Genomic DNA, 24,007 nt, shown 5'->3' with positions numbered 1-24,007 from the left:
TTTATTTGTAGAAGCGTGCGAGGAATTCAGCTACGACGGCGGGGCGTTCCTGGCCTTCGATTTCGATGGTGGCGTTGACCTTGATCTGGGCGCCGCCCTTGACTTCACTGACTTCGGCGATGGTGCCGTTCATGCGGACTTTGGAGCCCACCTTGACCGGTGAGGTGAAGCGGACTTTGTCCAGGCCGTAGTTGACCTTGGTGGTGACCCCGTCCACGTCGAACAGCTCTCCCCAGAACGGGATGATCAGGGAAAGCGTGAGGAAACCATGCGCGATCGGGGCACCGAAGGGGCCGTCCTTGGCGCGCTCGGGGTCGGTGTGGATCCATTGCTGGTCGTCCGTGGCGTCCGCGAAGAGGTTGATCTGCTGCTGGGTGATTTCCCGGTAATCAGTGGTGCCAAGGTCCTTGCCGGACATGGTGAGCAGGGTGTCGAAATCGACGACGAGATTGGGCATCTTTGCCTCCTGTGTTGTTGTTTGAAGAGATTCAGCGGGTGAAGGCACTCTCGCCCGTGAGGGCGCGGCCGATGATGAGGGCGTTGATTTCGTGGGTGCCCTCGTACGAATAGACAGCTTCTGCGTCGGCGTGGAAACGCGCGACGTCGGCGGCGAGCGTAATGCCGTTGCCGCCCACCACTTCGCGGGCCAGGGCGACGGTTTCGCGCATCAGAAGGCTGGTCTGCATTTTGGCGAGCGCCGAGTCCTGGTCCCGCACGATCCCTGCGCTCTGCTGTTCGGTCAGCCGCACCACGAGTGAGAGGGATGCAGTGAGGTTGCCAAGCATCCGGGCCAGCTTTTCCTGCACCAGTTGGAAGGAACCGAGCGACCGGCCGAACTGTTGGCGTTCCTTGACGTACGCCAGTGCGGCTTCGAACGCCCCGGCCTGTATTCCGGTAGCGATCCAGGCAACGTCCGAGCGCATGGCGCGCAGCATCGCCGCCACATCCTTGAAGGAGTTCACGTTGTGAAGGCGCATGGCTTCCGGGACGCGGACACCGTCCAGGGTAATGTGCGCATTCTGCATCATCCGCAGGGACGTCTTGCCCGTGATCTTCTCCAGGCTGACGCCGGCGGCGGTTCGGTCCACGAGAAAGGCCTTGACCTGTCCATCGGCGACATCCCGGGCGAACACACACAGCACATCCGCAGTTGAGGCGCCCCCAATCCAACGTTTGGCACCGTCCAGAACCCATGTTCCGCCGTCGGAATCTTCTTCAAACCGGGCGGTGGTGGCCAGTCCGCCGGCAATGTCCGAGCCGTGTTCCGGCTCGGTCAGGGAGAAGACACCCTTGAGTGAAAAATCCACAACCCGGGGCATCCACTCTTTCTGTTGTTCCTCGGATGCGCCCACCCGGATCGCCGTCCGGAACAACCCGGCCTGCGCGGTGTACCAGGTGGCCAGGGAAGCATCGGTCCGTGCGAGTTCGAAGATCCGGAAACCCTGGTAGATGCCCCGGGCTGGAGCGTCGAAGGGTTCCATCAGGTCAAGGTCGATCAGCGGTTGGGCCAATTGTTGCGGGAACTCCCCCCGCTCCCAGTACCCGGCCAGGAGCGGCTTGGCCTCGGCGTCCAGGAAGCCGCGAAGCCGGGCCAACACCTCCCGCTCTTCAGTAGCGAGGAGCGCTTCGGCATCGTACCAGTCCCCCACTGCGTAGAGCCGTTGTTCCAATGCGGTGGTGGACATCTCAACCACCGAGCCCGAGCAACCGCACAGCGTTGTCCTTGAGGATTTTCGGCCGGACCTCGTCCTTCAACGGCAGGTCCGCGAAGGCGCCCAGCCACTTCTGCGGAGTGATCAGGGGGAAGTCTGTGCCGAAGAGCACCTTGTCCTGCAGCACCGAGTTGGAGAGCCGGACCAGGGATTCCGGGAAATACTTCGGGGACCACCCGGACAGATCGATGAACACGTTGGCCTTGTGTGTCGCGATCGAGTTGGCCTCGTCCTGCCACGGCACCGAGGGGTGCGCCATGATGATCTGCAGGCCCGGGAAGTCGGCGGCGACAGCATCGAGCAACAACGGGTTGGAATAGGCCAGCTTGATCCCGAACCCGCCGGGAAGGCCGGCGCCCATGCCGTTCTGGCCCGTGTGGAAAATGCACGGCAAGCCCAACTCCTGGAGCGTTTCCCAGAGCGGGTAGAACTGCTCGTTGGACGGGTCAAAGCCCTGCAAGGACGGGTGGAACTTGAAGCCACGGGCACCGAGCTCAACGGCCTGGTGCTTGGCCCCGGCGATGGCGTCCTCACCCGTCCGCGGGTCCACGCTGCCGAAGGGAATCAGCACGTCGTTGTTCCGCGCTGCGCCCTCGATGAGTTCCGGGATGCTGTTGGGCTCGTGCTTGAGCTGGGTGCGCGCGTCAACAGTAAAGACGACGGCGGCCATGTTCAGTTCGCGGTAAACCTCGGCAATCCTGTCCAGCGACGGCGTCCGGTCCTCGGCCTTGAAGTACTTTGCAGAGGCCTCCGTGAGCGCATCAGGAAGTGAGCCGTGGCCGCAGCTGTCCACTTCGAGGTGGACGTGCATATCGATCGCGTCCAGCGCGGCGGCGTCGATGCCCGGTTCGTAACGGGTGGCCATGATCAGCGGGCCTCAGCCTTGGCCGGTTCGGGCTGCAGTTCCTCGGGCAACGGCAGGAATTCCTCGCCGTAGCTTTGGAGGTTTTCCTGGCCGAAGAGCGTGCCGGCGCTCTCCCGCAGTGCGGCGTAGCTCCAGCCGCCTTCGCGGTATTCGGTGGTGGCAGCGGTCGGGTGGGTCCAGACCTGCAGCCGGTCACCGCCGGCGCCGATCGCCTGGCCGGTAATCCCGGCAGCTTCGTCGGAGGCGAGGAAGGCAATCAGCCCGGCGACGTCGTCGGCCGTTCCGAAACCGAGGTCGTGGCGGAAGAAGGACGGCATGGCCTCGCCACGCTCGTCCGCTTCCACGGCCTTCTGGAAGTACGGGACTGTCTTGGTCATCGCGGTGGCGGCCACCGGGATCACGGAATTGACCGTCACGCCGGCCCTCTTCATCTCCAACGCCCAGGTCCGGACCATTCCCACGATTCCGGCCTTGGCGGCGGCGTAGTTGGTCTGTCCGAAGTTGCCGCGCTGGCCCGTGGGGGATCCGATGGTGATGATACGGCCCGCGATGTTGTTTTCCTTGAAGTATGCAAACGCTTCACGGACGCAGGTGAAGGTGCCTTTCAGATGCACGTTGATGACCAGGTCGAAATCCTCGTCGGTCATCTTCAGCAGGCTCTTGTCCCGCAGGATGCCGGCGTTGGTGACCAGGATGTCCAACCGCCCGAACGTATCGACTGCGCCCGCCACCAGCGCTTTGGCGGCATCCGTGCTGCCCACCGGGACCACGACGGCGGTGGCCCGGCCGCCGTCAGCCTCAATCTGCGCGACTGCGGCAGCAGCGGTTTCCTGGTTCACGTCATTAATCACGACGGCGGCTCCCTGGCGGGCGAGCTCCCTCGCGTAAGCGAGTCCAAGACCCTGTCCGCTCCCGGTGACGATTGCAACCTTGCCGTTCAAGCTCATGGCGTGCTCCTTCGCATGCAGTAACCGGCCGGAGCCGGTGGGGCCGATCCCACTGCGGCGTGAGATCCTTGTCATGATCAATGAGAATACGGATCATTGAAAAAGTCAACGATTGTTTTTCATTACTATTGGAGTTGTCATGGGACCGCAAAGCACCGAAGTGGAAACCCCGCGCCTGGCCGCCGCCAAAATCGGCAACGATGTGGGCCTGCTGCTGGCCAAGCTCCACGCCACCGGTTCCCTCCTGAACAACAAGGCGCTGGCGGACTACGGCCTTCGGGAACGGTCGTTTTCCGTGCTGACACTCGCCTGCAGCGGACTGGAACCTACCCAGCGCGAGCTGGCCGATTTCCTCAGCCTGGATCCCAGCCAGGTTGTCAGCCTGGTTGACGACCTCGAACACCGCGGCCTGGTCAAACGGGCCCAGGGTAAGCAGGACCGACGCGCAAAGATCATCGTTTCCACCGCCGAGGGCCGCCGGATCCACAACAAGGCCCGGGCGGCACTTGAAGTGTGCGAACAGACGCAACTTGAGGGACTGAGCGAGGACGAAAACCTGCAGCTCAGGGCGCTGCTCAAGAAGGCGCTGTGGGGGTAGGCCTGCATGGACATCTGCACAGCGCCCACATAGGACGATATGCAACTGTCCATTTCGGGGGTTCCGTGGTTGTGTCAGGATCAGGGATCATGAACTTCCCGCTCTTTCACGATCCCTTCCAGGGCGCCGTCGCTGTTGACGCGCAGCCCGTTCGGGACCCCCAAATTCGCCGCCAATCGCACAACTCCAGCCGCGCGGAGCGTCCGGCAGTCCACGGATCAAAGCCGATCCGCAGTGCCCGCCAACGTGAGGTCGCCAAAGTCGCAGAGGACCTCCGGGCCCTCATGGCCAGTACCGCAGCGAAGCAGTAGCGGCTCGCGTTAGCAGGCATCCGACGCGGGTACATTTCCAGCATGGGTATCCACATAGGTACATCCGGCTGGAGTTATGACCATTGGGAGAACGTTCTCTATCCGCCCGGCCTTCCGACTGCCAAGCGTTTAGCTCACTACGTGGCGCGGTTCAACACCGTGGAACTGAATGCCAGCTTCTACCGTTGGCCCCGCGACACCTCGTTTGCCAGCTGGCGGAACCGGCTGCCTCCCGGTTTTGCCATGTCGGTCAAGGCCCCGCGAGGCCTCACGCACGCCAAGAAACTGTACAGCCCGGAAGTCTGGGTGCAGCGGATAGAGCGCTGCTGGCACGAACTGGGCGACAAGAGGGCCGTGCTGCTGGTCCAACTCCCGCCCGGTTTCGCCCGTGACGACGCCCGGCTCGACTACTTCCTGGCCGCCCTGCCCCACTGGATCCGCGTCGCCGTCGAATTCCGGCACGACAGCTGGGACCACCCCGAGGTGTATGCGCTGCTGGAACGCCATGAGGCCGCGTACTGCATCATGAGCGGAGCCAACCTCCCCTGCATTCTCCGGGCCACTGCGCCGTTCGTCTATCTGCGGCTGCACGGCCCGGACCACCAGCATCTCTACGGTGGCTCGTACTCCGATGACGACCTCCGGTGGTGGGCCGACCGGATCCGGGAGTGGGGTGACGCCGGCAAGGACGTTTACGCCTACTTCAACAACGACGGCGGTGGTAACGCCGTGCGGAACGCTGAAACTCTGCGGTGGCTGCTTGGGGCGGGCTGACGCTCGCTTCCGCTGCTAGCCCAGGCGGCCGCGCACAATTTCGCTAACGGTTTTTCCGTCGAAGCGTCCTGCCACCTTGGCGGTAACGGGCTTCATTACGGCTCCGATGGACCGCATGGATAGCTCCTGGCCGTCCGCCTTCAGGTCAGCGATAGCCTCGTCCACGATTGCTTCCACCTCTTCGCGGGTGAGGGCCTTGGGCAGGTAGGCCTCGATGATCTCCGCTTCAGCCACCTCTGCGGCGGCACGGTCGGTTTCGCCAGCCTCTGTATAGATGCGGGCGGTGTCGCGGCGCTTGGCAGCTTCCTTCTGCAGCAGCGAGGTGACCTGGGCGTCGTCGAGCTCCACCGGCGTTTTGCCGGACTTCTCGCGGGTGGTGATTTCGCCCAGGACGTTGCGAACCGTGGTGAGTGCGACTTTGTTGCCGGCCTTCATATGGTCGACGACGTCCGCTTTCAAGCGTTCTTTGAGTGACATGATGCTCCTTGTTTGGGGTCCTCCTGCTATCTTCCCAGTTCGGCGCCCAGCGGTGCACTCAGGTGTTCAGGCAGTCCCAGGCGGGGTCTGCTCCGGCGGGTCCTTCTCGACCGGTCCGCTCACCACAACCTGGGCCGGGCTGTGCAGGACGTACCCGTTGAGCCAGGAGAACAACGCACGTGCTTTCTGCTGGAGTCCGGACAGCAGGGCGAGGTGTACCAGCAGCCAGGACAGGAAAGCGAAAGGCCCCTGCAACTGGTGGCGTTTGCGTCCGAGCTCAGCCACGGCAGCACCCCTGCCAACCATCGCCATGTACCCCTTGTCGAAGTAACTGAACGGCTTTCGGGTGCCTCCCCGCAGGTCGGCGATGATGTTGTTGGCCGCCCACTTGCCCGCTTGCTGGGCGACGGATCCCAATTGGGGCAGCTTGGCTCCGGTGGAATCGGTGATGTTGGCGGCATCCCCCAGGACGTATACCCCGTCAACGTCGGGCGCGGTCAGGTCGGGATTAACATCGATGCGCCCTCCCCTCCCCTGCGTCAGCCCGGAGTTGGCGATCAGGTCACCGGCTTTCAGGCCGCCGGCCCACACAACAATCTGTGCAGGAACGGTGCTGCCGTCAGCCAACGTCACGCCGTCCTTGCGAACTTCAGTGACCCCGACGCCCATGCGCAACTGGACACCGATCTTGGTCAGGTGTTCCGTGGCGTAGCTTTGGGATTTGGTGGAGAACATGTTCAGGACACTCGGAACCATGTCCACCAAATGCACTTTGCACCGCGCAGCAAGGCCGGGCGAAAAGTACTTGCTGACAACGTATTTGACGTTCTCTGCCATGGCCCCGGCGGTCTCTACCCCGGTAGGGCCACCGCCCACCACTACAACGTCCACGGATCCGTCGGGGCTCCTGTCGGCCTGGTCCAGTAACCGGGTGAGGCCCGTACCGAGTCGGGTGGCATCGGTGACCGAGTACAAGGGAAACGCGAACTCCTCCGCGCCGGGCGTATTGAAGAAGTTCGGGACGGCTCCGACGGCGATGACCAGGACCTCTGCGCGCAGGGTTCGGCCCTCCGCTGTGGTGACGGACCGCTCTGCCGCATCCACGGATTCCACCTTCGCGGTCAGGACCCGGACGGACTTGAAGCGTCGGAAGACCGAGCGGAGGGGCCGGGCAATGGCCGAGACTCCGATTTGCGAGGTCGCCAGCTGGTAAAGGAGCGGCTGGAACTGGTGGTAGTTGTTCGAATCGATGAGCAGGACGCGAATGCCCTTTCGGCCAAGCTCCTTGGCTGCTGCAACGCCTGCGAATCCGGCACCGACCACAATGACTTGGTATGAGTCCTCCATGCGAGCAACTTACTTCACGGGAGGTCCATGCGACAGGGGTCGACGGCGGACACCTCACGTTTAGTCTCTGGTCCGGTGGGTACGCAGTGGGTAGGGTTCTGAATTCGGCAAAGCACGCGGAAAGGTGATCTTTAGTGAAAGAGGACGGACTGACAGACGCTGTGCAGGAGGCCGGGGCTGTTGAGTTGCTGCTGATAAGGCACGGTGAGAGCGAAGGCAACGTGGCCGCAACCGAGGCCCACCTGTCCGGAGCGGAAATCATCGATGTACCTGCGAGGGACCCCGATGTGAACCTGTCCGGGACCGGGCAAGAGCAGGCCAAAGCCCTGGGTACGGCGTTGGCCAGGATCGCAGAGGAGCTGCGGCCCGATGCCGTGGTGTCCTCCCCCTACGCACGCGCCCGGCAGACAGCGGAAATCGCGGTCGAGGCGGCGGGTTGGCCCGTGAAAGTGCTCACGGATGAGCGCCTGCGTGACCGCGAACTGGGAATCCTGGACAGGCTGACACGTCGTGGAGTGGAGAGCAGGTACCCGGATGAGGCCGAGCGGCGGCTCTGGCTCGGCAAGCTGTACTACCGGCCGCCGGGCGGCGAATCGTGGGCGGACGTTGCCCTGCGGCTGCGCTCGGTCCTGGACGAACTCAACACCCTCGCGGCCGGCCACCGGGTGATGTTGGTCTGCCATGACGCCGTGATCCTACTGATCCGGTACGTCTTGGAGGGCATGACGGAGGACGAAATCCTGGACCTCGCGGCGAGTACATCGGTACTCAACGCCTCGATCACCCGCTACGTCCGTCCCAGTGGTTCGGGCCGTTGGGAATTGGAAAGCTTCAACGTGGCCGACCACCTGACCGAGCAAGGCGTGACGGTCACCGAGCACTCCGGAGACGCCAGTGTCCACCCCCATTAACCATGAACAGCCCACTCTGGTGACCCCGTCCCTGTTGCGTGACTGGCCATTGCCGGCACCGGGCGACAGCAAGTATTCACGTGGAGCAGTGCTGGTCATAGGCGGGGCACGTGCCACCCCGGGCGCGGCTTTGCTTGCCGGCACCGCCGCCCTTCGCGCGGGTGCAGGAAAAATATCGTTGGCGGTCGCTGAATCCGTGGCTGTGCCGGTGGGCATCGCTTTCCCGGAGTGCGGGGCGCTGGGCCTGCCGGAAACAGATGACGGATCTCTAACCGGCGAAGGCCTGGACCGGATATCTTCCTATCTGGACGGTTCGGACGCGGTCCTGATCGGTCCTGGCCTGGACGATCTCGACCTGGCTGAGACGATGCTTAGGGCGCTGCTGGAGCGGGAGGAACAAAGCGGTGACCCGGACGGCGACGGCGGCCCCGCCGTCGTTCTTGACGCTTATGCGCTGGGGGCGCTAACCAAGCTGGAAGACCACATCGGGCCGTGGCGTGGCCGGCTGATCCTCACGCCGAACCCCACCGAAGCCGGGATCCTGCTGGGCCGGGACGTGGACACTCTGGAAGGGGCCATCGTGGAGATCGCCCAACGCTTTGACGCCGTGGTCAGCTGCCAGGGCTACATTGCCGGTCCATCCACCCCGGACGCGGACTCGCCCGGACTCTGGAAAATCACCACAGGCTACGGCGGGTTGGGGACATCGGGCAGCGGCGACGTCCTTGCCGGTGCCATCACCGGGTTACGGGCCCGCGGAACCAGCGACGCTCAGGCTGCGTGCTGGGGCACGCACCTCCACGCGGCTGCGGCCGATCGCCTGGCCAGCAAGCTCGGTCCCTTGGGCTTCCTGGCCCGCGAGCTCAGCGACCAACTCCCTGCCCTCATGCTGGAACTGAACACGTGACGCCCCAGCCAAACTACGCCAGTCTCAGCAGCTCGTGCTCCACCACCGCAGTGCGGGACAGGGTCTTGTAACCCTCCTGCTCGAACAGGACTGTGATGACGTCATCCTCGTGGCGCATCACCAGGCCCTGCCCCCACTCCTTGTGGATCACCGTTGATTGAAGCGGAAACGGCTCATCAGATGCTGCGGGCACAGGGTCCGTACCAGCCGGCGGTTCGGCGCGGCCTGCCGCCTCGGTGCACGCATCACAATTGCCGCACGGCTGTGGCATGTCCTCACCGAAGTACCCCAGGAGGAACTGGCGCCTGCAACCGTCCGTTTCAGCGTAGGCACGCATCATGGTGAGCCGGGATTGGTCTACGCGCTGCCGGGCTTCGGCCAGCTCGACCGCCCGCTCCACCAAAGCGGGCAGCTTGGCTTTGGACGTGAGCCGGACGCCACGTTTTCCGGGGGTAACGGCACTGGCTTCCTCGAGCTGGCTTACCAGCGCGGTGACTCGCCGCGGCGGGAAGCCGGTGAGCTCTGCAATGGCGCTCTTGGGAGCTGGCGACTTGGCGTTCTTCACCACGGTTAACACCGCGAGAAGAGCCTCGGGGTCCGGCGAATGGGTGCCGAAGAACTTCCGCAGCCCCAAGTCCTCCTCCCGGTAATGGAGGATGGCTGAGGCGGGCTCCCCGTCCCTGCCAGCACGTCCGATTTCCTGATAATAGGCATCCAGGGACTCCGGGATGTCCGCGTGTACGACGAACCTCACGTTTGCCTTGTCGATGCCCATTCCAAACGCTGTCGTGGCCACCACAACGTCCAGTTCGTCATCCAGGAACTGCTGGTGGATGCGTTCGCGTTCGGAGGCATTCCTGCCCGCGTGATAGGCCTCTGCACGGAGCCCGGCCTCGGCTAGCTTGCTGCTGTACTTTTCCGTGTCCTTGCGTGTTGCGGCGTAAAGCAGCCCCAAACCGTCGGTCTTGGCCAATGCGGCGACCTGTTCCACCACGGCCTTACGCTTGCCTTTGTCGTCCTGGTGGCGGACGACGTCGAGGCTGATGTTGGGGCGGTCGAAACCGCGGACCAGGATCAGTGGGTCCGTCATGCCCAGGCGCTCCACGATCTCGTCGCGCACCGGCGGGGATGCTGTGGCGGTCAATGCCAGCACTGGCGGGTTGCCCAAGCGTTTGCGGACATTTCCAAGGTCCAGGTAGTCGGGCCGGAAATCGTGGCCCCAGGACGAAACACAATGCGCCTCATCAACGACGAACATGGTGACGTCCATCGCGGCGATCCGGTCCACCGTCTCCTGCTTGGCCAGTTGCTCCGGCGCGAGGAAGAGGAATGTGGCACGGCCTGAACCCGCCGCCTCCCATGCGGCCTCGACGTCGGCATCACTGTGGGACGAGTTGACCGCGACCGCGGCGCCCTCCCCCAGGTCCTCGGCCAGGCCGTCGAGCTGGTCCTCCTGCAAGGCAATGAGGGGAGAAATCACGACGGCGGGTCGTCCCGTTTTGTTATGAAGGTACTGGGCCGCCACCTGGTACGTAGCGGATTTGCCGTACCCGGTGGGCATGACGGCCAGGACATCACGGCCCTCGACCAGGGCACTCATGCCGGCCAGTTGGCCGTCGCGCAAAGTTGGGAGGGAAAAGGAAGACGCCGCGAGGGCGGCGAGGGCAAGGTCATCGGACATTAAGAGGAAAGCTCCGCATAGGTGGTTCCTGCGGCCACTTGCATCAGCCGAGGTAACCAGCCTAGCGCGAGGCGGGGGCCGCCGTCGTCCACGTCCTTGCGTCTGTGGATAACGACGTAACCCTCGCCCCGCCGCTCCGCTAGATGGGATTCCCGAACTCGCGGATGGTTATTCCGGTGAAGGTGGCTGGGCCACCGTCGGCGTACAGTGAAATGCCGGTGTCACCTTCAGCGAAATGCACCTGCTGCGACACCACTGTGTGCCCGGAATTGACGAAGACCTCCACGCTTTGGGTGTCGACAAAAATCCGCAGGTGCACTGACCGCGCGCCGGCGTCGATGGGCGCGGCAGCACGCGTGTAAGGCGTCAACGCGTATCCGCCCTGGTCTGACGGCGCACGGTCCACGTAGAGGTCCCCACCGTATTTGCCAATATTGGTGTGCCTGGAACCGTCGGCGGAACGCCCCACGGACACCCCAACATTCGCTGCGGCATCCCAGGAAATGTCGAGCTCCAACTCGTACGCGCGGCCCGACCACGGAAGCACTGCGCTTCCGTTCACCGTGCGATCAGGAAGTTGAACGGTGGCTGTCGCGTAGGACTCGAGAGCGGCGATGGGGGCGCTCAACAGGCTGTACCAGCCACCGGACTGGCGCTCCAGCCGAAGCTCCCGGACTACCGAGTTCTGCCCGTTGTAGCCATCCGTTGTATCGGTGGGGACGTCGCGGGCAGCGTACTTCCAGTTGTTCATCCAGGCGACGGCGAGCCGCTTTGTTTCGGGCGCTTCCACGGCCGGCCACGTCACCGCGGCGTACCAATCCCACCCCCAATCGAGCCACTGGGGCGTCAGGTTATCGGCTGTGAACTCCGTGCCGTTCCAGGAACCAGTCCAGTAGGCGTAGGTCATCGGCAGGCCAATGCTGTACGCATCCATACTCGCCCCGAAGATCCAATGCCGCGTGCCGTCGTCGGCGGTCATCTCGTACAGATCGGGGCATTCGATCCCGCCGAGCGCGTGGTTCGGGTAGTCGAAGTTGGAGGTCCACTGCCAGTCGCGCAGATTGGGTGAGGTGTAGAAGGCTGCGTAGCGTGCCCGCCCGATGACACACACCCATTCGTTCCGTGCGGTGTCCCAGTGGATCTTCGGGTCACGGAACCACTCGGCATTTTCGATCTCCACGGGCGTCGTGGCGGCGCGACCGTCGGTATTCACGATCACCGGGTCCGGCAGCGCTGTGAAGGTAAAGCCGCCATCCGTGGACCAATAGAGGTATTGCTCCTGGTACTTGCGGATCCCGTCCGTGGGCTTGGTCGCGAGGGCGATCACCGCCCCCGCGCTAAAGCCCGCCGTGTTCGCTCTATCCACCACCGCCGATCCTGACCACACAGGAAAATCGGGCTGGAGCGGCATCACCACACCGTGGTGGGTGAACGAGACGCCGTCATTGGTGGTCGCGTGGTCCCATCCGCCCTGGCCGTTGATGATGCTTGAGTGCAGGTAATAAAGCTGGTAGGCACCGTTGGTGTGGACCGGCCGTTGGGGATCACACAGCCAACCAGACGGCGGTGTCATGTGGTAAACCGCCCTGAGGGAGGGCGCCGCTTGGGCTGTTCCGGCGGCGACGCCTCCCATGAGCAGCGCCAAAGCGCCCGCTCCCGTCCCTTGCAGGACTGTTCGGCGTGAAAATTCGAGCGTCATGAAGTGGTTCCTCTCAAGCATTCAGTGGCATGAGGGCGTGACAAAGGGTCCGGCCAGGGTGTGGCCGGGCGCGCATAAGCTACGCAGTCATAGGGCTGGAGAACATGTTTCGATGACGGTGACCAGGTCAGCCCGCTCGGCGTCGAGGAAGCGCGGTTTGTCATCGGTAGCTAGGACCATAGTGGCTTCCCGAGGCAACGGTCAATCGTTTTAGCATCGGAAGAATATTTTGCTAAAACGCTTGATCAATCGATGTGACCTGCGCTACCTTCATGGTGATCAAACGCTTTAGCAGAATGGACATCAGCGCAGATGAAACGCTCAGTCTTCTTCCAGCCCGCCGACGGATGGGTTGGGGACCTCATTCCCTTCGAGAAGGACGGGGAGTTCTGGCTCTTCTACCTTCATGAAGAACGCTCCCACCCCAAGCCCGGAACGGCATGGAACCTGGTCACCACCAAAGACCTCACCCAGTTCGAAAACCACGGTGTCGCCCTGCCGCACGGAACCGAGGATGAACCGGACTTCAATGCCTACACAGGCAGCGTGACAGTCGACGGTGACGGCACCCACCACCTGTTCTATACCGGCCAAAATCCGCGAAACCTGGGCCCTGACGGCGCTCCCCTCCAACTGGTCATGCACGCCACCAGTACTGACGGGATGCGGAGCTGGACCAAGCACCCGGAGCTCACCTTCGGCGCACCGGAGGGGTACGAGACCGGCGACTGGCGCGACCCCTTCGTCTTTTACGATCAGGAAAGCGGACTCTGGCGCATGCTCATCGCAGCCCGGCACTCCAAGGGCCCCGAACGCCGCCGGGGTGTCATCGCCCAGTGCGTCTCCCGGGATTTGATGACCTGGGATTATGCGGATCCGTTCTGGGACCCGCGACGCTACATCACCCACGAGTGCCCGGACGTTTTCCAGTGGGGCGACTGGTGGTACATGGTGTACTCCGAGTTCTCCGAATCGTTCACCACCAGGTACCGCATGGCCAAAAGTCCCACCGGTCCATGGTCGGTACCCGAGCTGGACAGCATCGACGGCCGCGCCTTCTACGCTTCGAAGAGCGCCGCCCGCGACGATCGGCGTTTCTTCTTCGGCTGGATTGCCAGCAAGGAAGGCAACGCCGACGACGGTCCGTGGCAGTGGGCAGGCACCATGTCCGTCCTGGAGGCCCGCCAGAACGCGGACGGAACACTCGGCTTCGGTTTTGCCGACGAACTCGTGGACAGCTTCTGGGAGGACGTGCCCGTAACTCTGCCCGTTCCCATACCGGCCTCCCTGGACGTGCCCGACAGCTACTCCGCGATCGTCTCGAACGAGGAACTGCCCAACCAGTTTTACGCGAAGGCCGTCTTCGACATAGCGCCCAACACCACCGAATGCGGGCTGCTGCTCCGGTCAAACCACGACGGCGACCAGTCCTACGTGCTGCGCCTCGAACCCAAACGGGGCCGGCTGGTCTTCGATCGATGGCCCCGGGAACTGACCGGCGATGCCCAGTGGCATGTGTCGGGTGATGTGCCCTTCGACATCGCCTTGGAACGACCCTGCCACCTCGCCCCAGGCAAGCACACGCTCGAGGTGATGGTCGACGGCGACACGTGCGTCGCCGTCGTCGACCGCCAAGTTGCGCTGAGCGCAAGGATCTATGACTGCCCCACCGGACGGATCGGCGTTTTCGCCGGCGAAGGCGCGGTCACCGTTGCCGAACTTGAAATACGCCAACGCACCGACAACTGAATATCCCCAACCCATCATTCCGACCAATCAAGGGAGACTGTCCCCATGAAGAAGCTTTTCCGAGCCGCGGCTGTTGCGGCTGCCTGCGCGCTGGCGCTGACGGCGTGTGGTGGCGGCGGCACCGCGGGCAACCCAAGCAATGTGAGTCCCACCGGTGAGATCAAGCCCCGCGAAATTTCCTGGTTGCTGTCCCGTCCCGCCGACGGCGCCGTCATCAACATCATGAAGAAGCTCGCCGATGACTACGCCAAGGACCACCCCGGCTTCGCGCTGAACCTCATCACCACCCCGGACCGGCCCTCCTATATCCAAAAGCTCGAAACGTTGGCCGCCGCGAACAAGCTCCCTGAACTGTTCGACACGGACGCGACCCCCTTCGCCCAGCAGCTCGCCAAGCAGGGCAAGATGGTTGACGCCGACAAACTGCTCAAGTCCTTGGGCGTCTACGACGACTACCGCCCCGGTGCCCTGGACTACCAGCGGTTCGACGACGGCTCCCTGTACATGATTCCGTTCCAGTTCGAGCTCGAATTCATGTGGTACAACAAGTCACTGCTGCAAAAGGCCGGCGTTTCCGTTCCGAAGTCCCTCGATGACATTCCTGCCATGTGCACGGCGTTGAGGAAGGCCGGCATCACCCCCATTGCCCTGGACGGACAGGACCAGTGGCCGTTGGAACGCTACGTCGCCTACCAGCCTTTCCGTGAAGCCGGGCCGGAGTTCGTGCAGAAGCTGAAAAAGGGCGAGGCCTCATTCGCCGACCCGGCCGGGAAAAAGACAGTGGGTTGGCTGGCCGAGCTCGGCAAGGCCAACTGCTTCCAGGATGGATTCTCGGCCCAAGGCTATTCGGACGCCCAGAACCAGTTCACCTCCGGCCAGGCTGCCATGTACAACATCGGAACCTGGGAACTCCCCAGCCTTGCCACCGACAAACTGAACCCTGCCGTGCGGAACGACATCGACTTCTTCACCCTGCCCACCACTGAAGGAGCGGTGACGGCAGCGAATGAGTACGTCTCGCCGTCGGGTATTGGCATGGCCGTGAACTCCAAGACCTACGATCCGCTGGTCAGCGACTTCCTGAAGTTCGCCCTGGGGAAGTATCCGGCTGAATACGCCGCAACCGGCGCCCTGTCCCCCACCACCACAGTCCAAACTGCGGTGCCCGCGAACGCCACGCCGCTGTACAAGAAGGCCCTCGACGCTGCGAACGGCCTCGGGAGCAAGCAGGCAATGCCGTGGGACACCCAACTGGACCCAACCACCAATGGCAGGTTGCAGCAGGAACTCGTCCTCCTTGTGCAGGGAAACATCACCCCTGAACAGTTCACGCAAACGATGGACGACGCCATCAAGCAGAACGCACCCAAGTTCTTCAAGTAGACACACATGCGGGGGGCTGCAAAAGCCCCCCGCACCGAAAGGCCCACCATGCTTCCCAACAGGTCAAGGACATCAGTCCTGGTATTCCTGATCCCCCCACTCCTGCTCTATTGCGCAGCGGTGCTCTTTCCGATCCTCCAGTCGTTGTTCCTGAGCTTCTTCTCGTGGAACGGCATCAGCGACATGGAGTTCGTCGGGCTGGCGAACTACGTCAGGATGCTCACAGCTGATGACATTTTCTGGCATTCCTTCTTCAATGCCCTGCTCTATCTGGCCATCTGCCTGGTCCTGCAACTCGGCGGCGCGCTGGTGGTTGCCAGCCTGCTGACCTCCCTGCGTCGAGGCCGGGAACTCATCAAAACCCTCTACCTGCTGCCCGCCGTCATCTCGACCGTAGCCATTGCGTTCCTCTTCGTGCGCATCTACTCGATCGACCCGGTAGGCCTGCTGAACCAATTGCTGCACTGGGTGGGCTTGGGGTCCCTGGAGCGGGCATGGCTCTCTGATGTGAACACCGTCCTGGCAGCAGTGTCGGCGCCCGAAGGCTGGCGCTTCACGGGTCTCTACATGCTCATCATTTATGCGGCCCTCATCGCCGTACCCAAGGAGCTCGAAGAAGCCGCGGTCCTTGACGGCGCCTCCAAGTGGACGCTTTTCACCAAGATCCGGTTCCCGTACATCCGCCCGGTCTGGATCACCACCACGATCATGGCCACCACCTATGGCCTGCGCGGGTTCGACATCCCCTACCTGATGACCAACGGAGGCCCGGGACAATCGTCGGAGCTGCTGACCACCTACATGTACAAGACAGCATTCACCAGTACCGATTTCGGGTACGCAAGCACCATCTCCGTGTTCATCGTGATCGAGTGCCTCGTCGCCGTCGGCCTCATCCTGTTCATGCTCAAGCGGAAGGCAGACTCATGATCGTCCAGACAGCCCCGGCCACCACCCGCACCGCCCCGCCGCCGGCACCCGTTTACAAGCCGCGTCGCCGGAAGCCCAGCCTCTACCGGACCCTCTCGCGGGTCCTGATCATGCTCATTGTGATCGTCCAGGTCTATCCGCTTGCATGGCTGTTCCTCACCAGCCTTCGTACCGAACAGGACTTCGCCACGGGAGACCCGTTCGCACTTCCCGGTTCCCTCACTTGGGAGAACTACGCCCGCGCCTTCGAAACAGGCGACCTGGGACGGAATATCCTGAACAGCTTCATCGTGACCATGGGCGCCAACCTGCTCATTGTCTTGTTCGGAATGATGGCTGCCTACGCCATCCAGGTTCTGGGCTTCCGTTTAAGCAGGTTTGTTCGAGGCCTTTTCCTGGTCGGGATTATTGTTCCCGTCCAAATCGCACTTGTCCCGCTCTTCATCGATTACTCAACCGTGAACCTGCTGGACACATACCAGTCGATGATTATCCCGCTGGCCGGTTTTGCGCTGCCGATGTCGATTTATCTGTTCTCATCCTTCTTCGAATACATTCCCCGCGAAACCTATGAAGCTGCTTCCTTGGACGGTGCCGGACCCTATCGGATTTTTGGTCTCATCACGTTGCCGTTGTCATTGAACACCGTGGTTACAGTGGTCCTGGTCAACAGCATCTTTATCTGGAATGACTTCATTTTCGCCAACACGTTTGTCCTTTCGGAGGAACTGAAGACAATCCCGTTGGGCCTGCAAAACTACATCGGTGCCATGGGCAAGGTTGACTGGACGGCTACCTTCGCAGCAGTGTGCGTGACCATCACGCCGTTGCTGCTGGTTTTCCTGGTGCTGAACAAGGCCATGATCCAGGGCCTTGAAAGCGGGGCGACCAAGGGATGACGGCATCCACGGGCGGATATACTCCTGGTGGAGGACAGATGATTTCGCAGGAGAAAAATCCAGGCAACGCGGCCACCCCCGACGTTCCTGTCACAAGGGACCACGTACATCCAGTGACCCTCCGCGAAGTGGCAGAAGCAGCCGGCGTTTCCACGGCCACCGTTTCCCTGGTGATCAACAAGAAAAAGAACGCGCGCATCGCAGACGAAACGCGCCAGCGCGTCAACGACGCCATTCGGCAGCTCGGATACCGTCCCAATGCGATGGCCAAGAACCTGGTCAGTGGAACCTCGAAGTTCATCGGCCTGGTGGCCGACGGAGTTGCCACCACCCCCTTCGCCGGCCAGATCATCCACGGCGCACAGGACGAAGCCTGGAAACACGGGTACGCGCTCCTGATCGCGAACACCGAGGGAAACGTGGACCTGGAAAAAGACGCCATCGCCATGATGCTGGAATACAAGGTCCGCGGCATCCTGTATTCCACCTGGTTCCACCGGGCCACAAAGGTCCCGTCGACGTTGCGGGAATCCGATTTCGTGCTGGTCAACTGCTTTTCGCCGGATTCACCGTCTGCCCGGGCTGTGGTTCCGGATGAGGCCCAGGGCGGGCAGTCGGCAACGGAGATCCTCCTCCGCGGGGGCCACCGCCGGATCGCCTTCATCAACACCACCACCCCTGCCCCGGCCAAGGACGGACGGCTCGCCGGCTACCGTGCAGCGCTTGATGCTGCCGGCATACCGTTCGACCCTTCACTGGTTCTGGAGGCCTACCCGGACCAGGAGGGCGGCTACGGCGCTACAGGGGAGCTCTTGCAACTCGATGTGTCCGCCGTCTATTGCTACAACGACCGGATGGCCATGGGCCTGTACGACGGCCTGCGGGAGAACGGCCTGTCCATCCCGGACGACATCGCCGTGGTGGGGTTCGACAACCAGGAAGTCATCGCAGCACACCTTCGGCCGCCGCTCTCCACGGTATCGTTGCCGCACTACGAGCTCGGGGCCGCCGGTGTCCGCATGCTGTTGGGCATCGAGGCCGCCCCGGACGGAGCTGCTTTGAAAATCGAGTGCCCGGCTGTTGAGCGTTCTTCCGTCGCCCTTCACTCGGCGGCGTAGACACGGGTATCCGCCTGCGACTTGGCACGCACACCTCCTCGTGCCTAAGGTAGAAATCGTAAGCCTACTTAGCTTTTCCGTCCGAGTTCCACGATGAAGGACCAGGAGGACCACCATGACTGACCAGTACACCTTCCGAAACCCGGTCACCGCCTACGAGCACATTTCCCCGCCCAAGCAGCACCAGCCTGAGCCCGGCCTCGACGCAGAATTGACGCCGAAGGCGGACCTTGGCGAAGAAAGCTACCGGGGCACGGGGCGGCTGGAAGGACGCAAAGCGATCATCACCGGAGCCGACTCCGGCATCGGAGCCGCTACCGCCATCGCCTTCGCACGCGAGGGAGCCGACGTCGTCCTTTCCTACCTGCCCGAAGAGGAAGAAGACGCGGCCCGGATCGCCAACCTCATCGAAGCCGCAGGCCGCAAGGCCGTCAAGGTTCCCGGCGACCTCAAGGACTCAAGCACCTGCCAAGAGCTCGTGGACACCGCCGTCGCAGTGTTGGGCGGGGTGGACATCCTGGTCAACAACGCCGGCAAGCAGGTGGCCCAGAAGGACCTCGCCGACATCACGGACGAGCAGTTCGACCACACGCTGAAGACCAACGTGTACGCGATGTTCTGGCTGACAAAGGCCGCACTCCCGCACTTGGAGCCAGGCTCAACCATCATCAACACCACCTCCATCCAGGCGTACAACCCCTCGCCGACGCTGGTGGATTACGCCACCACCAAGGCCAGCATCAACAACTTCACCAAGGGCCTGGCCCAGCAGCTTGCGCCCAAGGGAATCCGGGTAAACGCGGTGGCTCCGGGACCGATCTGGACGCCGCTGCAGGTCAGCAGCGGACAGCCGAAGGAGGAACTGCCCGAATTCGGCCAGTCGACTCCCCTGGGCCGCGCCGGCCAACCCGCTGAACTCGCCCCGGCGTACGTCTTCCTCGCCTCGCCTGAATCCAGCTACGTGGTAGGCGAAACGCTGAACGTCAACGGCGGCAACCCCACCCCTTAAGGCTGCTCTAACTGAATAACGACGCCGGTGCCTCCCCCTTGTGGGGAGGCACCGTTGCGTGTGGTGCGAGTCTTGAGGTTTTCCTGAGGGACTGTTGCGGGTTTGCAGGATTGGTTCTTGAGGGTGGCCCGGCACAGTAGTTCTTGTCAGCCAGAGAGGCTGGAACGAAGAACGGCCGGCCGGTCTCACGGTGGCCTACCGAAAGGACACTGATTCCCATGGCCATCAGCCTCAAGACCACCTCCGGCAAGATCCTCGCTTCCGTCGCACTGGTCGGCACCGCAGCCGCCGTCGCCGGAATGGGAACCTACGGCGCGTTCACCTCCTCGACCTCCGCCTCCCAGGCCGTCACCGCAGGAACGGTCACCATCGCCCTGGGCACCGGCGCCAGCAACACCCTCAACGTCCCCGTCGCGGGCCTGCTGCCCGGGGACAAAGTCGAAAAGCTCGTCACCCTGGCCAACACCGGCAACTCCGACCTGAACAACGTCACCCTCACCACCTCCGCCGGTGCCACCGGATCCCTGCTCACCACCGACACCACCAACGGCCTGCAGCTGACCATCGAGAACTGCTCCGTGGCCTGGACCGGCACCGCCGCCCCCTATACCTGCGCCGGCACCAAAACCACCGTCCTGGCCTCAGGCCCGGTCATCGCCGCGAACAGCGTCCTGAACAACCTGACCTCCCTGACCAGCACCAAGACCGACAACCTCAAAGTCACCACCGCTTTGCCCACCACCGCGGACAACACCTTCCAGGGCGCCACCTCCACCGTCGGGTTCTCCTTCACCGGCACCCAGCGCACGCAAACCACCAAGTAACCAACCACAGCACCACTAAGCCCCGGGGGCCGGCCCGTTTGCCCTTCAGGCCGGCCCCCGGTCCACACCCGAAAGGAAGTCCAGGAATGAGCGCACCGCGAAGCAACCGTGAAGGCCTGGACCTGGACCGGCTCCGCAGCCTCGCCGATGACCTCGGCGACCCTGCGCCGGCGTTGCGGTTCCTCACCAAGTACCTGTCCATGCTGGCCGGCCGCGTTGAACGGATCGCGCAGGCAGTGGAACAGGGAGACGAGGAAGAGAGCACCAACGCTGTCCTGAGCCTGAAGATCAGCTCAGCGATGGTCGGGGCAATTGAAACCGAGCACCAGTGCCGGGCCATCGAATCCATGATCAGGGAAGACCACTTCGACTACGCAGCCGAAGCACTTCCAGCCTTGCGCCAGACCGCGGACCGCTGCATGGCAGCCCGATCGGACCTCATCAGCGCGGCGCACGCCTCCATGACACGGCACGGCGGATTCTTCCGGGCCTGAGCGCGTTCCTCAGTTAATGATCTCGCCGCGCTCGTCCGCAAGGATGGCGCCCAGGCGTTCCTTCCAAGCACGCAGTGCCTCCGGGGCCAGCCTGGTCCAGTCGGTAACTTCGCCGATCACGCGAAGTGGCGCGGCGCTCCGGTACGAACGGGTGGGATTGCCCGGGAACTTCTTGTCCGTCACGTTCGGATCATCCTCGAAGGGTCCGGTCGGCTCCACAGCGTAGACCCTCGGCTCACCGTCCCCGGCTGCGAGCTCAGCGGCAAGTCCCGCACCGTCCTTCAGAGCAGTGAAGTAGATGTGGTTCATGACCACCTCCGGACGGTAGTTGGACCTGAAGCCCGCCCTCAGGAGGTCTCCCTCCCGGAGGTCCGCCTTGGTGCCATGGAAGAAGGGGCCGTCGTCGCTTGGTTGAGTCACGGGACCACCCTAACCCCGCGACACGAAGCTCCGTAGCGTTCAACCGGGCTGAGGCGGATCGGTCCGCACTGACCATTAGGCTGGCCGTATGCCTTCGCCGTGGACATTCCTCATTGCATTGCACGCCATCGCCGCAGGCTACGCGCTGATCTTCGGCGCCGTGAACCTGCTCCGCCGCAACAAAGGCAGTGTGGCGCACAAGATCCTGGGCCGTATCTGGGCTGTGGCAATGTACGTCGTGGTGCTTACCTCCTTCGGGATCCGGACCATTGACGGCGGGTTTAACTGGCTCCACGCTCTCTCGGTTTTGACGTTCTGCACGCTGACCATCGGCTTATGGTCCGTACGCAAAGGCAACATCCGAGCCCACCAACGCTTCATGACCGGGAGTTACTTTGGCCTTGTCGGAGCCTTTATCGGCGTGGTGGCCGTCCCGGATCGGCGGCTCCCCCAGATGGCTGTTCACGACCTCGCGGCCCTCACCCTGTGGGCTGGAGCCCTCGCACTCACCGCAGGACTCACCGTTGCCGGCCTGCTGCAAGTGCGCCCAGGACCGGGGCCCAGCCCAGCATCCGGGAGCAGGGATAAAGTGGCACGGTGAACTTCGCCGAAGCGCCCGACGGCACCGGACTCGCCTGGACGTCCGAGGGCGAAGGCGAGCCACTGCTGCTCATCGCCGGACAGGCAACGGCCATGGATGGTTGGGGCCCGACGGCGGAACTCTTGTCCCGCTTTTACCGCGTCATCCGCTTCGATCACCGCGGGATTGGACGGAGTGGGCGGGGCGATGCCGACCGGTACACCACGCGGCTCCTCGCCGAAGACGCAGCAGCTGTCCTCTCCGCCGCCGGAGCGGACAACGCACATGTGTACGGGCACTCAATGGGTGGGCGCGTGGGGCAATGGTTGGCCATTGATCATCCGGAGACGGTCCGCACCTTGATCCTCGCCGCCACCAGTGGCGGCAAATCGCCGGATCCGGCAACCCAACCCGAAAAAGCTGCCCTCGAAGCCCTGGTGGGCGGCGACATGTCCCGGCTCGAACCGCTCTTCTTTGACGCCGACTGGGTCCGGCGCAATCCTGAGGCGACGCATGCTTTCTTCAATTCCCCGGCCTCGGCATGGGCCAAAGCCCGTCATTTCAGGGCGAGCCGGGACCACGACGCCTGGAGTGAACTGAGCAACATCAAGTCGCCTACTCTGATACTTCATGGGACTGTTGACCGGCTCACCCCATTGCCCAATGCCCTGCTCCTCCGCCGGCATATTCCCCGGTCAGTGCTGGTGCGGGTGCCCGGCGCTGGTCATGGGCTGCATTTGGACCACCCCGAAACAGTCGATTGGATCCGGCAGTTCATTGCCCGCCCAACGTGAACGCAAGCCTCCCTGGCTGCGCGGCTTATCCGACCGGCTGGAGTTTAGGATCCTCACCGAGTTGGCTCGTGGGCACTTTGGACGTTTCCCTCAGGCGGACCATGGATGTTGGTTCCCTCCCATCATCCGGTTCAGGCAGAAGCGTTGGTCCGCAGCGGTCATCGAGTTCGAATGAGCGCCGTCAACATGAGAACCAGGGACGCCGATATTCTCATTTAGCTCCTACTATGAGAAAATCAGGGTTCAGTCTTCTCAAAGGAAACCATGGACTCCCAGGCTAGACACCCGCACGGCATCCCTGCCGGCGGACAGTTTGCCGCAAACCCGCACGCCGAGCCAAGCGTCTCCCTGTTCGACGGCACCGGCGGCTGGCCGGCCATAGGCTACGAGGAGCATCCGTGGGAAACCGACCCCGACCGCGGTGCCTCCCGACGGCAGCGGCTGCTGGCCCGCGGCCCCTATGAGGCCGCAGTCGCTCCCGAGATCGCTAGCCTGGATCCGGCCATTGATTCCCGAACCCAGGCGTTGGCAGAAGCGGCGACAGTGGAGATGGTCCGCTTCGACGCTGAGCTGGGCCGGGATACCACACCGTTCGCGGCGCTGCTACTGCGCAGCGAGTCCGCCTCCAGCTCCCAGATTGAGAACCTGACCGCTGGCGCCCGCAAGATCGCCCTGGCCCAGCTTGGTGACACCTCCAGCACAAACGCCTCACTGATCGCCTCCAATGTCAGGGCCCTGCAGGCTGCGATCGACCTGTCCGAGGACCTGTCAGTGCAGAACATCGCGGTCATGCACCACGCCCTGCTGAACGCCTCCGACGAAAACATCGCCGGTGAGTACCGTGACGCCCAGAACTGGATCCGCGGCAACTCCCCACACACGGCCGAGTTCGTCCCGCCCCACCCGGATCGGGTAATGCCGGCAGTCGAGGACCTGGTGGCCTTTATGCAGCGAGACGACATCCCGGCCCTGACCCAAGCGGCGATCGCGCATGCCCAGTTCGAAACCATCCACCCATTCGCCGACGGCAACGGCCGCACCGGGCGGGCCATCGTCAGCGCCCTACTGCGAGCCAAAGGCGTCACCGAGAACGTCACCGTTCCCGTGTCCTCGGGATTGCTGACCGATACCCGCCTGTACTTCCACGCACTGGGCGCCTACCGCGAAGGGGACATCCAGCCGATCGTGGAGCGCTTTGCCGAGTCCGCTGTCCGCGCCGTCGACAACGGCCGGCAACTGACGACAGACATTGAGGCGGTAGAAGCAAGCTACAGGGAACGCCTGGCGGGTGTACCCGCATCCGTCCGTAAAGTCCTGGACCTGGTACCACGGGAGCCGGCACTGACGGCTGAAATGGTCGCCGAACACACTGGGGCCTCCATGGCCACCGCCTACCGGGCAGTGGAACGGCTGGAACACGCGGGCGTCTTGGCATCCGCCGGAAAAATCCGCGGCACCCGGGTTTGGGTGGCTCCGGACATCATCGCAGCCCTGGACGCCTTCGCCGATCGTGCAGGACGCAGAAACAGGCATCGATAAAGATCGGACGGGTTCTACAGATTCAAATCGATGCAGCAG

At 63.2% G+C, this 24,007-nt stretch carries 25 protein-coding genes; 16 read left to right on the top strand and 9 right to left on the bottom strand.

From position 1 onward, the window contains the following. Position 1: 1 nt before the first annotated feature. Genes LRQ04_RS06405 through LRQ04_RS06390 form a run of 4 tightly spaced genes read right to left on the bottom strand, consistent with a single transcriptional unit; the run spans position 2 to position 3,524 of the window. Complete coding sequence (locus LRQ04_RS06405; RefSeq protein WP_235518828.1) at positions 2 to 457, bottom strand: MaoC family dehydratase; 456 nt, start codon at positions 455 to 457, stop codon at positions 2 to 4. A 31-nt stretch (positions 458 to 488) separates the two neighbouring features. Then, entirely contained in the window at positions 489 to 1,685 is a 1,197-nt protein-coding gene (locus LRQ04_RS06400; protein WP_235518826.1) for an acyl-CoA dehydrogenase family protein, read from the bottom strand. A 1-nt stretch (position 1,686) separates the two neighbouring features. After that, entirely contained in the window at positions 1,687 to 2,577 is an 891-nt protein-coding gene (locus LRQ04_RS06395) for an amidohydrolase family protein (protein WP_235518825.1), read from the bottom strand. A 2-nt stretch (positions 2,578 to 2,579) separates the two neighbouring features. Then, positions 2,580 to 3,524: an SDR family NAD(P)-dependent oxidoreductase gene (locus tag LRQ04_RS06390; RefSeq protein WP_235518823.1), complete on the bottom strand. Its 945-nt coding sequence runs from the start codon at positions 3,522 to 3,524 to the stop codon at positions 2,580 to 2,582. Positions 3,525 to 3,663: 139 nt separating this feature from the next. Here LRQ04_RS06390 and LRQ04_RS06385 point away from each other — a divergent pair, with 139 nt between their 5' ends. The 3 genes from LRQ04_RS06385 (at position 3,664) to LRQ04_RS06375 (ending at position 5,207) form a co-directional block, all read left to right on the top strand. Then, a complete protein-coding gene (locus LRQ04_RS06385; protein ID WP_211712778.1) occupies positions 3,664 to 4,122 on the top strand; it encodes a MarR family winged helix-turn-helix transcriptional regulator in 459 nt (152 codons plus the stop codon). Between the two features lie 89 nt (positions 4,123 to 4,211). Continuing rightward, positions 4,212 to 4,433, top strand: a complete 222-nt coding sequence (locus tag LRQ04_RS06380; protein WP_235518821.1) for a hypothetical protein — start codon at positions 4,212 to 4,214, stop codon at positions 4,431 to 4,433. A gap of 42 nt (positions 4,434 to 4,475) precedes the next feature. Further along, on the top strand, positions 4,476 to 5,207 hold the full coding sequence (locus tag LRQ04_RS06375; RefSeq protein ID WP_235518818.1) for a DUF72 domain-containing protein: 732 nt from the start codon (positions 4,476 to 4,478) through the stop codon (positions 5,205 to 5,207). A gap of 15 nt (positions 5,208 to 5,222) precedes the next feature. On the opposite strand, the gene LRQ04_RS06370 is transcribed toward LRQ04_RS06375, so the two are convergent. Together LRQ04_RS06370 and LRQ04_RS06365 are read right to left on the bottom strand one after the other, a co-directional pair. Then, positions 5,223 to 5,684 (bottom strand): GatB/YqeY domain-containing protein, encoded by a 462-nt coding sequence (locus LRQ04_RS06370; RefSeq protein ID WP_235518816.1) that lies wholly within the window; start codon positions 5,682 to 5,684, stop codon positions 5,223 to 5,225. Positions 5,685 to 5,750: 66 nt separating this feature from the next. Then, positions 5,751 to 7,031 (bottom strand): NAD(P)/FAD-dependent oxidoreductase, encoded by a 1,281-nt coding sequence (locus tag LRQ04_RS06365; protein WP_235518815.1) that lies wholly within the window; start codon positions 7,029 to 7,031, stop codon positions 5,751 to 5,753. 134 nt (positions 7,032 to 7,165) lie between these two features. Between LRQ04_RS06365 and LRQ04_RS06360 the strand changes: the two genes are divergently transcribed. Both LRQ04_RS06360 and LRQ04_RS06355 read left to right on the top strand, forming a co-directional pair. Next, complete coding sequence (locus tag LRQ04_RS06360; RefSeq protein ID WP_235518813.1) at positions 7,166 to 7,942, top strand: histidine phosphatase family protein; 777 nt, start codon at positions 7,166 to 7,168, stop codon at positions 7,940 to 7,942. Continuing rightward, positions 7,926 to 8,849, top strand: a complete 924-nt coding sequence (locus LRQ04_RS06355) for an NAD(P)H-hydrate dehydratase (RefSeq protein WP_235518811.1) — start codon at positions 7,926 to 7,928, stop codon at positions 8,847 to 8,849. The genes LRQ04_RS06360 and LRQ04_RS06355 overlap by 17 nt, the downstream gene beginning before the upstream one ends. A 13-nt stretch (positions 8,850 to 8,862) precedes the next feature. On the opposite strand, the gene LRQ04_RS06350 is transcribed toward LRQ04_RS06355, so the two are convergent. Beyond that, on the bottom strand, positions 8,863 to 10,530 hold the full coding sequence (locus LRQ04_RS06350; protein WP_235518809.1) for an ATP-dependent DNA helicase RecQ: 1,668 nt from the start codon (positions 10,528 to 10,530) through the stop codon (positions 8,863 to 8,865). A 139-nt stretch (positions 10,531 to 10,669) separates the two neighbouring features. Continuing rightward, positions 10,670 to 12,229, bottom strand: coding sequence for a glycoside hydrolase family 32 protein (locus LRQ04_RS06345; protein ID WP_235518808.1), 1,560 nt, complete (start codon positions 12,227 to 12,229; stop codon positions 10,670 to 10,672). 312 nt (positions 12,230 to 12,541) lie between these two features. On the opposite strand from LRQ04_RS06345, the gene LRQ04_RS06340 reads away from it, so the two are divergent. The 8 genes from LRQ04_RS06340 to LRQ04_RS06305 all read left to right on the top strand — a co-directional run bounded on the left by LRQ04_RS06340 (position 12,542) and on the right by LRQ04_RS06305 (position 20,635). Then, positions 12,542 to 13,978 carry a glycoside hydrolase family 32 protein gene (locus LRQ04_RS06340; protein ID WP_235518806.1) on the top strand — a complete coding sequence of 479 codons (1,437 nt, stop codon included), beginning with the start codon at positions 12,542 to 12,544 and terminating at the stop codon, positions 13,976 to 13,978. Between the two features lie 45 nt (positions 13,979 to 14,023). Further along, on the top strand, positions 14,024 to 15,361 hold the full coding sequence (locus LRQ04_RS06335) for an ABC transporter substrate-binding protein (protein ID WP_235518805.1): 1,338 nt from the start codon (positions 14,024 to 14,026) through the stop codon (positions 15,359 to 15,361). 48 nt (positions 15,362 to 15,409) lie between these two features. Continuing rightward, on the top strand, positions 15,410 to 16,291 hold the full coding sequence (locus LRQ04_RS06330) for a carbohydrate ABC transporter permease (RefSeq protein WP_235518803.1): 882 nt from the start codon (positions 15,410 to 15,412) through the stop codon (positions 16,289 to 16,291). After that, complete coding sequence (locus LRQ04_RS06325) at positions 16,288 to 17,190, top strand: carbohydrate ABC transporter permease (protein ID WP_235518801.1); 903 nt, start codon at positions 16,288 to 16,290, stop codon at positions 17,188 to 17,190. Before LRQ04_RS06330 ends, LRQ04_RS06325 begins: the two co-directional genes overlap by 4 nt. 38 nt (positions 17,191 to 17,228) lie before the next feature. Continuing rightward, the gene (locus LRQ04_RS06320; protein WP_235518800.1) at positions 17,229 to 18,308 is read left to right on the top strand and encodes a LacI family DNA-binding transcriptional regulator; all 1,080 of its coding nucleotides are present in this window, start codon (positions 17,229 to 17,231) and stop codon (positions 18,306 to 18,308) included. Between the two features lie 115 nt (positions 18,309 to 18,423). Further along, positions 18,424 to 19,317, top strand: a complete 894-nt coding sequence (locus LRQ04_RS06315) for a glucose 1-dehydrogenase (protein WP_235518798.1) — start codon at positions 18,424 to 18,426, stop codon at positions 19,315 to 19,317. 218 nt (positions 19,318 to 19,535) lie between these two features. Continuing rightward, entirely contained in the window at positions 19,536 to 20,141 is a 606-nt protein-coding gene (locus LRQ04_RS06310; protein WP_235518796.1) for a TasA family protein, read from the top strand. Between the two features lie 86 nt (positions 20,142 to 20,227). After that, positions 20,228 to 20,635, top strand: coding sequence for an Hpt domain-containing protein (locus tag LRQ04_RS06305; protein WP_235518794.1), 408 nt, complete (start codon positions 20,228 to 20,230; stop codon positions 20,633 to 20,635). A 9-nt stretch (positions 20,636 to 20,644) separates the two neighbouring features. Here LRQ04_RS06305 and arr read toward each other — a convergent pair whose 3' ends face one another. Next, positions 20,645 to 21,055 (bottom strand): NAD(+)--rifampin ADP-ribosyltransferase, encoded by a 411-nt coding sequence (arr, locus tag LRQ04_RS06300; RefSeq protein ID WP_235518791.1) that lies wholly within the window; start codon positions 21,053 to 21,055, stop codon positions 20,645 to 20,647. A gap of 88 nt (positions 21,056 to 21,143) precedes the next feature. Here arr and LRQ04_RS06295 point away from each other — a divergent pair, with 88 nt between their 5' ends. From LRQ04_RS06295 to LRQ04_RS06285, 3 genes are all read left to right on the top strand, one after another. Next, on the top strand, positions 21,144 to 21,656 hold the full coding sequence (locus LRQ04_RS06295) for a DUF2306 domain-containing protein (RefSeq protein ID WP_235518790.1): 513 nt from the start codon (positions 21,144 to 21,146) through the stop codon (positions 21,654 to 21,656). Further along, positions 21,653 to 22,429: an alpha/beta fold hydrolase gene (locus LRQ04_RS06290; protein WP_235518788.1), complete on the top strand. Its 777-nt coding sequence runs from the start codon at positions 21,653 to 21,655 to the stop codon at positions 22,427 to 22,429. The genes LRQ04_RS06295 and LRQ04_RS06290 overlap by 4 nt, the downstream gene beginning before the upstream one ends. Positions 22,430 to 22,693: 264 nt before the next feature. After that, positions 22,694 to 23,968 (top strand): Fic family protein, encoded by a 1,275-nt coding sequence (locus LRQ04_RS06285; protein WP_235518786.1) that lies wholly within the window; start codon positions 22,694 to 22,696, stop codon positions 23,966 to 23,968. Positions 23,969 to 24,007 lie beyond the last annotated feature (39 nt).

The sequence above is a fragment of the Paenarthrobacter sp. AR 02 genome (genome assembly GCF_021538675.1).
In the GTDB taxonomy this organism is placed as follows: domain Bacteria; phylum Actinomycetota; class Actinomycetes; order Actinomycetales; family Micrococcaceae; genus Arthrobacter.
Note: the sequence above shows the minus strand (reverse complement) of the source record. Positions and strands in the feature narration are given on the sequence as shown.